This window comes from Pseudomonas sp. C32, from assembly GCF_030417915.1.
Lineage (GTDB): Bacteria > Pseudomonadota > Gammaproteobacteria > Pseudomonadales > Pseudomonadaceae > Aquipseudomonas.
Genome location: NZ_JAUHUK010000025.1, coordinates 15,080 through 29,531 on the forward strand (window position 1 = coordinate 15,080; position 14,452 = coordinate 29,531).

General features: G+C 60.4%; 12 protein-coding genes. All 12 read left to right on the forward strand.

From position 1 onward, the window contains the following. Nucleotides 1-254 precede the first annotated feature (254 nt). The 12 genes from QYH43_RS23560 to QYH43_RS23615 all read left to right on the forward strand — a co-directional run bounded on the left by QYH43_RS23560 (nucleotide 255) and on the right by QYH43_RS23615 (nucleotide 14,304). Nucleotides 255-1,184 carry a VOC family protein gene (locus QYH43_RS23560; protein WP_095056001.1) on the forward strand — a complete coding sequence of 310 codons (930 nt, stop codon included), beginning with the start codon at nucleotides 255-257 and terminating at the stop codon, nucleotides 1,182-1,184. Nucleotides 1,185-1,291: 107 nt separating this feature from the next. After that, nucleotides 1,292-1,702 (forward strand): Rieske 2Fe-2S domain-containing protein, encoded by a 411-nt coding sequence (locus QYH43_RS23565; RefSeq protein WP_095056239.1) that lies wholly within the window; start codon nucleotides 1,292-1,294, stop codon nucleotides 1,700-1,702. Nucleotides 1,703-1,789: 87 nt separating this feature from the next. Next, nucleotides 1,790-2,914, forward strand: a complete 1,125-nt coding sequence (locus QYH43_RS23570; RefSeq protein ID WP_095056002.1) for an FAD-dependent oxidoreductase — start codon at nucleotides 1,790-1,792, stop codon at nucleotides 2,912-2,914. 56 nt (nucleotides 2,915-2,970) lie between these two features. Beyond that, a complete protein-coding gene (locus tag QYH43_RS23575) occupies nucleotides 2,971-4,668 on the forward strand; it encodes a DUF1302 domain-containing protein (RefSeq protein WP_301158221.1) in 1,698 nt (565 codons plus the stop codon). A gap of 12 nt (nucleotides 4,669-4,680) precedes the next feature. Further along, nucleotides 4,681-6,069, forward strand: a complete 1,389-nt coding sequence (locus QYH43_RS23580) for a DUF1329 domain-containing protein (protein ID WP_095056004.1) — start codon at nucleotides 4,681-4,683, stop codon at nucleotides 6,067-6,069. A gap of 62 nt (nucleotides 6,070-6,131) precedes the next feature. Then, nucleotides 6,132-7,226, forward strand: a complete 1,095-nt coding sequence (locus QYH43_RS23585) for a YCF48-related protein (protein ID WP_301158222.1) — start codon at nucleotides 6,132-6,134, stop codon at nucleotides 7,224-7,226. Nucleotides 7,227-7,230: 4 nt separating this feature from the next. Continuing rightward, entirely contained in the window at nucleotides 7,231-9,705 is a 2,475-nt protein-coding gene (locus QYH43_RS23590) for an MMPL family transporter (protein WP_301158223.1), read from the forward strand. Further along, nucleotides 9,695-10,942, forward strand: a complete 1,248-nt coding sequence (locus QYH43_RS23595) for an MFS transporter (RefSeq protein WP_095056007.1) — start codon at nucleotides 9,695-9,697, stop codon at nucleotides 10,940-10,942. The genes QYH43_RS23590 and QYH43_RS23595 overlap by 11 nt, the downstream gene beginning before the upstream one ends. Nucleotides 10,943-10,955: 13 nt before the next feature. Beyond that, on the forward strand, nucleotides 10,956-11,537 hold the full coding sequence (locus tag QYH43_RS23600; RefSeq protein WP_095056008.1) for a cupin domain-containing protein: 582 nt from the start codon (nucleotides 10,956-10,958) through the stop codon (nucleotides 11,535-11,537). After that, entirely contained in the window at nucleotides 11,534-12,517 is a 984-nt protein-coding gene (locus QYH43_RS23605; RefSeq protein ID WP_095152803.1) for a fumarylacetoacetate hydrolase family protein, read from the forward strand. The genes QYH43_RS23600 and QYH43_RS23605 overlap by 4 nt, the downstream gene beginning before the upstream one ends. A 10-nt stretch (nucleotides 12,518-12,527) precedes the next feature. Continuing rightward, complete coding sequence (locus QYH43_RS23610) at nucleotides 12,528-13,526, forward strand: NAD-dependent epimerase/dehydratase family protein (protein WP_095152804.1); 999 nt, start codon at nucleotides 12,528-12,530, stop codon at nucleotides 13,524-13,526. Further along, the gene (locus QYH43_RS23615; protein WP_095152805.1) at nucleotides 13,510-14,304 is read left to right on the forward strand and encodes a cyclase family protein; all 795 of its coding nucleotides are present in this window, start codon (nucleotides 13,510-13,512) and stop codon (nucleotides 14,302-14,304) included. Before QYH43_RS23610 ends, QYH43_RS23615 begins: the two co-directional genes overlap by 17 nt. Nucleotides 14,305-14,452 lie beyond the last annotated feature (148 nt).

The window sequence follows — 14,452 nt, forward strand, 5'->3', positions numbered from 1 at the left end:
ATTTTCGCGATACATTCCGGTTAATTCATCGTTCCGTCAACCCCGTCCGTCTGCCGTTATCCCGCGCACTCAGGTATCGCGTTTGCCGATAGGTCGCATCCTCACTCGCGATTAGTCAACTGCCAAACCGCACGGCAATCTTCGCCGCAGTCGGCCTTGTTGCCGACACCACCACCGGATTCCATGCATCGCTGAGTGCGCTTGCGAGCCGCCAGTGCCTGCTTCCGGATACTAATTTCAATGGAGTGGTAGCGATGAACATCATTGGCCTTGATGCCCTGATCTTTGGCGTCGATGACATCCAAGCCTGTACCGATTGCCTGCGTGATTACGGCCTCGCGCCGGTTGACGTCGACAGCAGCGGTGGGCGTTTTGAAGCATTGGACGGTACGGCCGTAATCATTCGCCGTGCGGACGATCCGACGCTACCGATTGCCATCGGCCCGGCGCCGTCGATTCGCGAAACCGTTTACGGCGTTGCCAGCGTGGCTGACCTCGACGCCATCGAAGACGAGTTGGCGCGAGACCGTCAGGTCACCCGAGAAAACGGCGTGCTGCACAGCGTCGACGACATGGGGTTTGCCATCGCTTTCCAGGTCACCGTCCGCAAGTCCTACGTCGCGCCAGACGATTTGACCAACGCCGCCGGCCACGCGCCACAACGTCCGCTTAACCAACCGGGCATCACCCTCGAGATGAGCGCCACGCCGCGCACGCTGTCGCACGTGGTGTATTTCGTCCCGGATGCCGCCAAGGCCGAAGCCTTCTACGCCGAGCGCCTGGGTTTTCGAACCACCGACACTTTCATCGGGGCAGGGCCATTCATGCGTCCGGCGGGGTCCGATGACCACCATTGCCTGTTCATGATCCAGACTCCGCCGCACATGAAGGGCTGCGAACACTTCACTTTTCACATGGGCAGTGGCACTGAAGTGTTGTTGGCCGGTACACGCTTCGAACAAAAAGGCTGGACCAGTTTCTGGGGCCCTGGCCGTCATCTCTTTGGTTCCAACTGGTTCTGGTACTTCAACAGTCCGCTGGGCTGCCACATCGAATACGACGCCGACATGGACAAACACGATGACGCCTGGGAGGCGCGCCGCGCACCACTGTCGGCGGATAACTCGCAGTTGTTCCTGTTCACCTCGAAAGAAAAATGGGCGCCGGGCGGTCCGCCCCGGTAGGAACGAGCAAGCTCGCGATGGAGGCAAACGATGATGCGGGGAGCCTGATGCCCCGCGGTGCTCTCAGGTTTTTCGCGAGCAGGCTCGCTCCTACAAAGGTTTCTGTCATGGACCACAGCGATTTTTTCCTGTGCCGGATGGACGAATTGGCAGAAGGGCAGGCGCGCGGATTCGATCCATCGCAGTGCGGCAGGGACACAGTTTTTGCACTGGTGCACGAAGGGCAGGTGCGGATTTATCGCAACAGTTGCCCGCATCTCGATGTACGCCTGGAGTACCGCAAGGACCGGTTTTTGTCGGCTGACGGTCAGTTGATCGTCTGTTACGCCCACGGTGCGCAGTTCCTTCCGGACACCGGCGAATGTGTCTACGGCCCGTGTCTGGGCCAACGGCTGGACGCGCTGTCATGGCGTCTGGAGGAGGGCTGGGTGGTGTTGGAAATACCTGTAAAGACGGCGATATCAGGGGCGGATGAGGTATCGCGTTTGGCGATACATCGCATCCCTACTCGCGATTAGTCAAATCCCTGCTTTGACGAGAAGCTGGACCTAACGACGCAGTGCCCGGCGCTGCATCGAATCACAAGAATAAAAAGTGAGTACACCATGAGTGCAGTGAACAAAGTTCTGATCGTGGGCGGTGGTATTGGCGGCTTGTGTGCAGCCATCGCACTGCGGCGCAAGGGCATTGAAGTCGACCTGATCGAACTCAAGTCAGAATGGACCGTTTACGGTGTCGGGATCATCCAGCAAAGCAACGTCGTTCGCGAAATGGCCAAGCTGGGCGTGCTCGACGGTTATCTCGATGCGGCGTATGCCTTTGAAGACGTCGCCATCTATGGCCCGGCCGGTCAGCAATTGGCACGCATCCCGGGTCAGCGCCTGGCTGGGCCTGCCTACCCGGCGAACGTCGGTATCTCACGCCTGGCACTGCATAAAGTCCTCAGTGAAACGGCCCTGGAACTGGGCGCCAAAGTACGCCTTGGACTCAGCGTAGAAACCCTGAATGACCAGGACGACAGCGTCGACGTGTTGTTCACCGACGGCAGCCACGGTCGTTATGACCTGGTGGTGGGGGCCGATGGTTTGTTCTCCAAAGTGCGCGATTTGCTGTTTGGTGACACGTACACGCCCAGGTTTACCGGCCAATCGGTATGGCGCTACAACTTCCCGCGCGACCCGCAAATCGATCACCTCGCCAACTACCAGAGTGCTGACGGCAACGCTGGCCTGGTGCCGCTGGCCGGTGACTTGATGTACCTGTTCCTCACCTCCCACGAACCATCCAATCCCTGGATGGACCCGCAGACGCTGGCCGAGCAGATGCGTCAGCGCTTGCAAGGCTTTACCGGCCTGGTCGGCCAGTTACGTGAACAAATCACCGACAGCAGCCAAGTGGTTTACAAGCCAATGGAAGTGGTTTTCGTCAATGAGCCTTGGTACCGCGGCCGCGTTTTGTTGATCGGCGACGCCGCCCATGCGACGACACCACACCTGGGGCAGGGGGCGGGCATGGCGATAGAAGATGCCATCGTGCTCAGTGAAGAACTGACCGGCGACGGCAGTATTGAGCAAATTCTCCAGCGTTTCATGGAACGCCGTTTCGAACGCTGCAAGTTCATCAGCGAAAGCTCGGTGCTGGCGGGCGACAAGGAAATGCAACACGACCGCGAGTTCGACCGCATCGGCCTGGTCAAGCAAATGCTTGCGCGCACGGCTGAGCCGATCTGATTCGACAGGGCCGTCACCCACAGCAGTTACCACTATAAAAACAAGAGGTTAACGCGATGGTTAGCTCCATGACTGCGACGCTTGCGCGCCGCCCGGTCTGCATGTCTGCACCCTTTGGTTTCTCGTTGGCCGCAGCGTTGGTGCTGTGCAGCCAGGCTGCACACGCCTTTCAGGTGGATACCGGCAATCCGGATTTCAGCCTGCGTTGGGACAACACCGTCAAGTACAGCGCCGCATGGCGCGCCCAGGATCCCAGCAGCAAACTAAGTGAGGGGCGGGTTGCGCTCAATCAGGACGACGGCGATCGGGCGTTCAAAAAGGGCTTGATCTCCAACCGCACGGATATCCTTTCCGAGCTGGACATGTCGTTCAAAAACGTCGGCGCGCGCCTCAGTGGCGCCGCCTGGTACGACACTGAATATCAGCACGACAACGATAACGACGATCCGGCGCGTGCCAACGCCCGTTCCGTAGCCTACGACGAATTTACCGATGACACCGGCCACCTGCATGGCGGTGACGGTGAATTGCTCGATGCGTTCGTGTACTGGAACGGCGAGCTGGCCGATCACGCCACGTCCGTGCGCGCCGGCCGCCACGGCTTGATCTGGGGCGAGAGCCTGTTCTTCGGGGCCAACGGCATTGCCGGTGGCATGGCGCCGGTCGACGTGGTGAAAGCGCAGTCCGTACCCAACACCCAGTTCAAGGAAATCACCCGGCCGGTCAATCAACTGTCGGGGACTTTCCAGCTGACCGATGACGTCTCGCTCGGCGCCTTTTACCAGCTGGAGTGGGAGGAGACGCGCCTGCCGGGTGCCGGCAGTTACTTCTCCACCAGCGACACCATTGGTGAAGGCAACGAACGCTTGATCGTGGGCGCGCCATTTCCCCCATTCCTCGGCGGTAATCCCGGCAGCCCGGCGGCGTTTTTCCACGGCAATGACAAGGAGGCGAAGAGTTCGGGGCAGGGCGGGCTGCAGTTGAAGTACAGCGCGGAAACCGTCGAGTACGGTCTCTACGCGATTCAGTACCACGACAAAACCCCCAAGCTTTACCTCAAGCCCAACAGCGGTGCACCGAATTTCAGCACGGGCCAGATCGGCGAGTACTACTGGGTTTACCCGGAAGACATTCGCGCATTCGGTACCAGTTTTTCGACCACCGTCGATGAGTACAGCTTTGCCGGTGAAGCGTCGATGCGCTGGAACATGCCGCTGGTTTCCAACGGTCAAACCGTCTTGCCGGGCGTTGTCGCCGATAACGATGACGATGCCCTGTACGCCGTGGGTCGTACCGCTCACGTCAACCTCAACGTGTTGGCTTCGTTCGGCCCCAACTTCATTGCCAGGGAATCGGGACTGGTCGGTGAGATCGCCTGGAACCGACTGCTGAGCGTCACGAAAAACCGCGCTGCGCTTGACCCCAACGCCACTGATGACGGCCTCGGATTCAAGATGGTTTACACCCCGACCTACCGCCAGTTTTTCTCCGGCATCGATATCAGCATTCCAATCGGCGTCAGCTATTTCCCGTTGGGCAAGTCGGCCGTTGTCAGCTCCTTTGGCCCGGATAACGGCGGCGACATGAACATCGGCATCACCGCCACTTACCTGGATCGCGTCACCGCCGGCCTGACCTACACGCATTACTACGGCGCCGAGGACACCAACCTCAACGCGGCCAGCCAGTTCAATTACAAGCAATCGCTGAAAGACCGGGACTACCTGGCTTTCTCCGTCAAGACCACGTTTTAAGAGGACTTGCGCATGACCTACAACAAGAAATCCGGAGCCTTCAAGCTCAAAGCCCTTTGCCTGGCACTGCTCGGCAGCCTGGCCATTTGCAGCCAAGTGACACTGGCGGCGACGGCTGAAGACGCGGCCAAACTCTCGAAAAGCCTGACACCCTTCGGGGCCGAGCGCGCCGGTAACGCCGACGGCTCCATTCCCGCCTGGGACGGTGGTTACACCAAAGTCGATCCGTCGTTCAAGGAAGGCGGCAAGCGTACCGACCCGTTCGCGGCGGACAAACCGCTGTTCAGCATTACCTCGAAGAACCTTGCGCAATACGCCGGCAAACTCAGCGACGGCACCAAGGAAATGTTCAAGCGTTTCCCGGACACGTATCGCATCGACGTTTACCCGACACGCCGCACCGCTGCCGCGCCGCAGTGGGTGTATGACAACACCCTGAAAAATGCCACCCGCGCCAAGCTGGTGGATAGCAGCGCCGGCCCGGTACCCGAAGGCGCCTTTGGCGGCATCCCGTTTCCGATCCCGCAAAACGGCGCCGAAGCCATGTGGAACCACGTGTTGAATTGGCGCGGTACCTCGGTGTCGATGCATTTTCGTCACTACCTGATGACCGCCGACGGCAAGCAGGTCATGACCACTGACGGTAAGGCCATTCAGGAGATGCCGTATTACTACCAGGAAGGGACACCGGAGTCCTTTGCCGGTGACTACTGGATGTTCCGACTGCTCAACGTCGGTCCGCCATTGCGCGCCGGTGAACAGATCATGGGCCGTACCAACATCAACGGCGACCTGTCCCAGGCGCACGTTTACCTGACCGGCCAACGTCGCGTGCGCAAGCTGCCGAATGCCTGCTGCGACACGCCGACGCCGGCGACTGCCGGGGTGATGTCGTTCGACGAGTTGAGCGTATTCCAGGGTCGCATGGACCGCTTCAACTGGAAGCTGGTGGGCAAGCAGGAGATGTACATCCCCTACAACACCAACAAAGTTCAGGCCGCTGCCAAACCTGAAGACCTGTTTCTCGCTCACCACATGAACCCGGATTACGTGCGCTGGGAATTGCACCGAGTGTGGGTTGTGGAAGCGGACCTGGCACCGGGCAAGCGCCATCAGTTGCCGAAGGGTCGTTATTACCTCGATGAGGACACCTGGCAAGCCATGCTCGGCGACCGTTGGGACGCCAATGGTCAACTGGCCAAGACCCTGTGGTCGTTGCCGGCAGTACTCCCGGACCTGCCTGCGCAAGCGCAATTGTCTTCGGGCTTTTACGACCTGACCTCCGGCGCCTGGTTTATCCAGAACGTCTACACCGGTCAGCCCGAGCAGTACGGCATCGTGGATCGCTACAAGGCCTCCGAGTTTTCGCCGGCGGCGATGGCGGGTGCCGGGGTTCGTTGAGACGGACCGGATCACGGTTTGCGAATCGTGATCCGGTTTCAAAAGGTTTGTCGAGGTCGGTAATGAACAGATTCTGTCAGGTGATGGGTCGGCTGATGTGCCTTATGGCGTTGCCGTTGTGCCACGCGCACGCCGCTACGGTGGGCGACGCACTCGAAACGCCGGCGATGCAGGCGCCGCAAGCGAAATCTGCGGTGTTGCTGGACCTGGCACGGGCGGGCGCACGGCTGGTGGCGGTGGGTGAGCGGGGCATTGTGTTGCTGTCCGATGACAATGGCGTCAGCTGGCGTCAAGCGGCGGTGCCGGTCTCGGTCAGCCTTACGGCGGTGCAGTTCGTCGACGCCCAGACGGGCTGGGCCGTCGGGCATGCGGGTGTTGTATTGGCATCGCATGACGGAGGTGAGCACTGGGTGGTGCAACTGGATGGCCTGCGTGCCGCACAGCTTGAGTTGGCTGCCGCGCGCCAACAACTGCCTTTGGCCAACGACCAGGATGCCGCCGCCGCGCGTGTGCAAACGGCTGAAAGACTGGTGGGTGACGGGGCTGACAAACCGTTTCTGGCCGTGCAGTTCGTCGACGCCCGACACGGCCTGATTGTAGGGGCGTACGGCCTGGCCTTTCGCACCGACGATGGCGGCTCCACCTGGCAATCCATCGCGGGGCAAATCGATAACCCCACGGGCGCGCATTTGTCCGCGATCACTCAACAGGGGCAACACTGGTTCCTCGCCGGCGAGCAGGGCTACCTCGCGCGCTCCGACGATGCGGGCCAATCGTTCACGCAGTTGGAAAGCCCTTACATGGGGAGCTTTTTCACCGTGCAAATGCGCGACGACGGTGTGCTGCTGGTGGCCGGGTTGAAGGGCAATGCGTTTGCCTCCCGCGACCTGGGCCAGAGCTTCCAGCCTGCGCCGGTCTCGATGCCGGTGTCTTTCAGCGATGCCATCCGTACCGACGACGGCCAGTTGTTGCTGGTCAATCAGAGCGGCGCCTTGTTTCGCACCAACAGCCAGCCCGGTGCAACGCTCGTGCCCTATGGCAAACCGCTCGGCAAGCCCGTGTCCAGTGTTATCCAGGCCGCCGATGGCAGCCTGACGCTGGCGGGTTTCACTGGTTTGACGCGCCTATCGCCGTCAAACGCCAACGCTTCGGAGTGAGGTTATGAAGTCTTTCGACAACGCCACGGCCAGCCTGGCGAATTTCGATCCACGCTCCGGTTCAGTGGTGGAACGCACGCTGTTCAACCACCGCCTGTGGGTCCTGCTGGTGTGTGTGCTGACGACCCTGGTATTGGGTTATCAAGCCACCCGTATCGAGCTCAATGCCAGCTTCGAAAAGATGATCCCCACACAGCAGCCTTACATTGCAAACTACCTTGAGCATCAGAAACAGCTCACGGGTTTGGGTAATGCCCTGCGGATTGTGGTAGCGAACAAGCGCGGCGACATCTACGACGCCGAGTACCTGAAGACCCTGCAGGCCCTGAGCGACAAGCTCTACCTGCTGCCGGGTGTCGACCGTGCGTACATGAAGTCGCTATGGACACCGGCCACGCGCTGGGTCGCAGTGACCGAAGATGGCCTGGATGGCGGTCCGGTGATCCCGGACGACTACAGTGGCACCGCTGCTAATCTCGATGCGCTGCGCCGCAACGTGCAACGCTCCAACGAACTCGGTCAACTGGTGGCCTTCGACCAGACCTCCAGCATCATCTACGTCCCATTGTTGGCAACCACCACCGACGGCAAGGCGCTGGATTACGCGGTGCTGTCCGAACAACTGGAGACCCTGCGCAGCACCTATCAAAGTACCAACATCGAGATTCACATCACCGGTTTCGCAAAAAAAGTCGGCGACCTGATTGCCGGCCTGAAGCAGATCCTGCTGTTTTTCGCCGTTGCGATCCTGATCACCACGGCGGTGCTGTTCTGGTACACCCGTTGTCTGCGCAGTACGGTGCTGGTGGTGTTGTGCTCGCTGGTGGCGGTGGTCTGGCAGCTCGGTCTGCTGCCATTGCTGAATTACCAGCTGGACCCGTACTCGGTACTGGTGCCGTTTCTGGTGTTTGCCATCGGCATGAGCCACGGCGCACAAAAAATGAACGGCATCATGCAAGACATCGGGCGTGGCATGCACCGGGTGGTGGCTGCACGTTTCACCTTCCGGCGCCTGTTCCTCGCCGGGCTGACAGCGTTGCTGTGTGACGCTGTAGGTTTTGCGGTACTGATGCTGATCAAGATCCAGGTCATTCAGGACCTCGCTGTGATCGCCAGCATTGGCGTGGCCGTGTTGATTTTCACCAACCTGATTTTGCTGCCGGTTTTGCTCTCTTATGTCGGCGTGACGCCGCGTGCCGCGCAGCTGAGCCTCAAGAGCGAACAGGCCGAGCAAAGCGGGCAGGCGCGCCATGCGTTCTGGCGTTTTCTGGACCTGTTCACTCATCGGCGCTGGGCCAGCCTTTGCATCGCCATCAGCCTAGCCTTGGCAGCACTCGGCTTTCTGGTCAGCCTGCAACTGAAAATCGGTGACCTCGACGCCGGTGCGCCGGAACTGCGTGCGGACTCGCGTTACAACCAGGACGATGCTTTTCTGACCCGTCATTACGGCGCCAGCAGCGACCTGTTCGCGGTGATGGTGAAAACCCCGGCCAGCAGCTGTGCACGCTACGACATCCTGGCCAAGGTCGATGCCCTTGACTGGCAACTGCGCGCTTTGCCAGGCGTGGATTCGACCAACTCGCTGGCGTTGCTGAACCGGCGCATGCTGGTCGGGCTCAGTGAAGGCAACCCGAAGTGGTACGAGCTGCAGAACAATCAGGCGATGCTCAACATGATCACCGCCAGCGCGCCGCGAGGGTTGTACAACGAAGATTGCAGCCTGTTGACCCTGTACGCCTACCTGACCGACCACAAGGCCGAGACGCTGACCCGCCTGGTTGAGCATGTGGAAAAATTTGCCGCCGAGAACAACACCGACGAGGTGCAGTTCCTGCTGGCGGCGGGTAACGCCGGCATCGAAGCGGCGACCAATATTGTGGTCAAGCAAGCCAATCGCGAAATGCTCGTCTGGGTCTACGGCGCAGTCATTTTGCTGTGCCTGATCACCTTCCGCTCCTGGCGCGCGACGGTGTGCGCGGTGATTCCGCTGATGCTCACCTCCATCCTCTGCGAAGCCTTGATGGTCTGGCTGAACATCGGCGTGAAAGTCGCCACGCTGCCCGTCATCGCCTTGGGCGTCGGCATCGGGGTCGACTATGCGCTGTACGTGATGAGCATTCTCCTGGGTCACCTGCGCCAAGGGGCGAGCCTGTCCGAAGCCTATTACCGCGCACTGGTGTCCACCGGCAAGGTGGTGATGCTGACCGGTATCACCCTGGCCATCGGCGTGGCGACCTGGACATTTTCACCGATCAAGTTCCAGGCCGACATGGGCGTGCTGCTGGCCTTCATGTTTGTCTGGAACATGGTCGGTGCATTGGTGTTGCTGCCGGCGCTGGCGTACTTCCTGTTACCCGCAGGGCGCAATGCGCAGGACGCCGTTGTACCAATGCCGGTGGCCCATAGGGCGGGGGCCGAGCCAGCAGTGGTCGCGGACGTTCATCACCTGCGCCTCAAGGAGCACTGCCATGGTCGCTGATACCTTCGTAAAACCCATCCGTCAGGCCGGTTTGGCGCAGTCGATGTTGTTGCTGCTCGGCAGCTGCCTGCCGGTGTTGGGTGCGGTGTTGCTGGCCCCGGTGTTGCCGCGGATGCAGGCGCACTTTGCTGGCGTCGACGGCAGCGCCGTACTGGTTCCCATCGTACTGACGCTACCAGCGTTGGTGATTGCCTTGCTGGCGCCGTTCGCCGGGCTGATCGCCGATCGCCTTGGGCGCAAGCCCTTGTTGCTGGCGAGCATGCTGCTGTATGTCCTCTGTGGTGTGCTGCCGCTTTGGCTCGATTCACTGCAGGCCATCGTGCTCAGCCGGGCGGGTATCGGATTGGCCGAGGCGGGCATCATGACCTGCTGCACCACGCTGATGGGCGATTACTACAGCGGTGCCAGGCGTGAGCGTCTGTTTGCCTTGCAGATGGTCGCCACGTCGTTGTCGGCTGCTGTGTTCATCGCGTTGGGTGGCTTCCTGGGTCAAAACGACTGGCGCACCCCGTTTGCGTTGTACGCCGTGGGTTTGATTTTCCTGCCACTGATGGCCTGGAAGTTGTGGGAGCCGCAAGCCCGCCCACAAACCGGACAACCCCTGCAGTCGTTGCCAACCGGGAAGTTTCCGTGGCGTGCGCTGATGCCTATGTATGTGCTGTCACTGCTGGCAGGTTTGAGCCTGTTTATCGTGCCGGTGCAGGCCGGTTATCTGCTCAATCTTCTGCAAGTAGATGCCCCGCAACAAATCGGTATGACCATGGGCGCCAACCAACTGGGCGTGCTGATCGGTGCGCTGAGCTTTCGTTTGTTCAGCGGGATGCGTGGGCACCACATGCTGCTGATCGCCTATGTGCTGGCAGGTATCGGCGGGTTGCTGATGGCTGAGGCCTTGACCCATGTGCAGGTCGTGGTCGCAGTGACCATCAACGGCTTGGGCATTGGCTTGATGTTGCCGACGCTGATCACCTGGATCATGGCGCAAGTCAATTTCCATCAACGCGGGCGGGCGGCGGGGTGTTTTACCGCGGCCATCTTCGCCGGCGAATTTATCAGCCCCCTGGCGGTTCTCGCCTTGACCCATGGTGACGCCATGGCGCTGCCCCGTGCGTTAGGGATCGTGGGCGGATCGCAACTGCTGGTGGCGGTGTTTTGCCTGGCCGTACCCAGGCTCGGCGGTCTGTTGCAGCACGCGAATGTTGAAGCCGGTGGCAAGACCATTGGCGACGGAAACTGAACGAGGATTTTCCATGCAAGCGCTTCCTGAATTCAAACGAGTGGTCACCGGCCACGATCAGCAGGGCCAGGCCATCGTCGCCAGTAGCGGACCCACGCCGAACGTGTTCCCGCTATCGGCCGTGCCGGGCACCGTGTTTTACGAACTGTGGAACAGCAGCACCAGCCCGGCTTTGCTCGACAACGCCAGTGACCCAAGCAGCAAGCCCCTGCAACTCAGTCCCGGGCCACAGGGCAGTGTCATTCGCGTGGTGGATATTCCACCGGACAGCGTGCAGAACCAGGTCAGCGCCGAAGATGCCGCGGCGGTGTTCGCTGAAATCGGCGAGTCCCAAGCGGGCACCGGTCAACACGACTCCAGGCATAAATTGATGCACCGCACCGAGACCCTCGACTATGGCATCGTCACCGAAGGAGAGGTGTGGCTGGTGCTGGATAAGGAAGAGGTGCACCTCAAACGCGGCGACGTGGTGGTTCAACGTGGCACCAACCACGCCTGGAGCAACCGAACCGAAGCGATGGCGCGCATGGTCTTCATTCTGCTTGATGGGCGTTTCGCCGCTGAGTTGAGCAATGGCAAGGGAGCATCGGCATGAAACTCGCCACCCTGAAAAACGGCAGCCGCGACGGTCAGCTCGTCGTGGTCTCGCGGGATCTCGCCCGGGCAGTGGATGCCCGTTCCGTGGCGCTCACCTTGCAACAGGCAATCGAGAACTGGAGCACTACCGAGCCTCGCTTGCAGTTGCTGTCGGCTCAGTTGAATGCGGGCGAGGTGGCGGATGCCTTCGCCTTCGATCCCGCCCAGGCGATGGCGCCATTGCCCCGCGCTTATCAATGGTGCGATGGCTCGGCATTTCTCAGTCACGGTGCGCTGATGCAGAAAGCGTTCAACCTTGACCCCATCGACGGGGTCGAAAACACGCCGCTGATGTATCAGGGCGCCGGCGACGATTTCATTGGCGCACGGGACGATATCGCGCTGCCGAGCGAGAGCCAGGGCATCGATTTCGAGGGCGAGTTTGTGGTGCTCGTGGATGATGTGCCGATGGGCTGCGCCGCCGAGGTGGCACAACAACACATCAAACTGATCCTGCAAATCAACGACGTCAGCTTGCGCGCCCTGGCCCCTCGGGAAATGAGGACGGGGTTTGGGTTCTTGCAGGCCAAGCCGTCCTCCAGCTTCGCCCCGCTGGCCATCACACCCGACGAACTGGGCGACGCCTGGCGCGACGGGCGTGTGCATTTGCCTTTGCAGGTGCACTGGAATGGCCAATGGTTTGGTCATCCGCACGGCGGGCAGATGAACTTCAGTTTTGGCCAGTTGATTGCCCATGCCGCGCTCACTCGCAGGCTGCGAGCGGGCACGCTGATTGGTTCCGGTACGGTCTCCAATGCCGACAGAAGCGCGGGATCGGCGTGCATTGCCGAGCGGCGCGCCATCGAGATGATTGAGCTGGGTGCCGCACAAACTGGCTTCATGCGCTTTGGTGACCGCGTGCACATGGATGTCACCGGCAGCGATGGCCAGTCGCTGTTCGGGGCAATCGATCAATGCATCGTTCAGGCCCAAGGCTGAGGAGCGCTTTATGCGTGTATTGATTACCGGTGCCAATGGTTTTGTCGGACGTGAACTCGTGCGCTGTCTGCTGGCGCTGGGCAGCTTGCGAGGGCAGGCCATCGACTCGTTGCTGGTACTGGACAAAGACTTGCAGGGCCTGCCGGAAGATGCCCGTCTTCGTCGTCATTTCGGCAGCGTGACGGATCTGGCCTTGATGCGTCGGGTATTGGCCGACGGCATTGATGTGGTGTTCCATCTGGTGAGTGTTCCCGGTGGCACGGCAGAAGAGCAGTACGACCTCGGCTACCAGGTCAACCTGCTGGCCAGCCTGGAATTGCTTAATCAGCTGCGCAACAAAACCCATCCGCCAGTTTTGGTGTATGCCAGCAGCGTGGCGGTGTACGGCGGTGTTCTACCCGCACGGATGAACGAGACGGCCGAGTTGCGTCCCGAATTGTCCTATGGCACTCACAAAGCCATGGTGGAAAGCGCCATCAGTGATCTAGCCCGTCGGGGTGATGTGGACGGTCGTGTGTTGCGCCTGCCGGGCATCGTCGCCCGGCCCCGCGAACCCAATGGATTGCGTTCGGCATTCATGAGCGACCTGATGCGAGCCTTCGCCGACGGTCAATCCTATCAATGCCCGGTTTCTCCAGAAGCGACGGCGTGGTGGATGTCTGCCCGTTGTTGCGTGAACAACCTGATCCACGCCGCAGAGCTGGATGGCACCTTGCTTGGGGCGCAACGGGTGTGGCAGTTGCCGGTTCTGCATCTGTCGATTGCCCAGGTGATCGACGCATTGGCCGAACGTTATGGGCAGGAGCGCCGCGCATTGATCGGCTTTGTGCCGGACGCCCGACTGGAAGCATTGTTCGGACGTATGCCGCCCTTGAAAACACCGCAGGCGCGCGCTGCAGGATTCAACCATGACCGTAACGCGGCCACGCTGGTGCGCAACGCCCTCAACCCTTCGAATCCCAGACATATGCCGCTGACCGGAGACACCTTTCATGTCGCAGCCAACTAAGCCAAAACGTCGCCTCGTCGACCTCTCGGTCACCCTCGACAACAACCCCTACACCGATCCGCCACCGTTGTTGCCGAAGATCGATTACATGGATCACCAGCAAGGCTGGCCGGAAATGGCCGCGATGTTTCCCGGCTTGCAACTCGAGCAGATGCCGGGAAACGAATCCTGGGCCGCCGAGCGACTGCACATCACCACTCACAGCGGCACGCACATGGATGCACCTTGGCATTACGCCTCGACCACCGATGGCGGACAGCCGGCTTTTGGTATCGATGAGTTGCCGCTCGAGTGGTGCCTGCAACCGGGTGTGAAGCTGGATTTTCGGCACATGGCCGATGGTCATGTGGTGACCGCGGACGAGATCGAAGCGGAACTGGCTCGAATTGGTCACACATTGCAGCCGTTGGACATCGTGCTGATCAACACTCGGGCCGGCGCGCTGTTCGGCCAGCCGGGATATCTCGATGCCGGTGTGGGCATCGGTCGTGAAGCCACGTTGTATCTGCTGGAGCGCGGGGTGCGAGTCGTTGGCACTGATGCCTGGAGTTGGGATGCGCCGTTCAAATATACCCGTGAGCGTTTTGCAGCTGACGGCGATGCCTCGATTATTTGGGAAGGGCACAAGGCCGGACGTGATATCGGTTACGGGCAAATGGAAAAACTCGCCAACCTGGAATCCCTGCCGGCCAGTGGCTTCGAGGTGTCGTGTTTCCCTTACAAGATCAAGCATGCGTCGGCGGGTTTTGTTCGGGCGGTGGCGATATTCGAAGAGTAGGGCGCCTGCGTTAGAAGCAGTCCTCGAACCACCACGATAAGAGAAAACACATGGCTCTTTTGCGTCTGCCTAAAACATTACTGGCGACCGTGCCGCCGCCAAATCGATACTTAGACGAGAGTCCACATAATCGATGACGGGTTGCTTC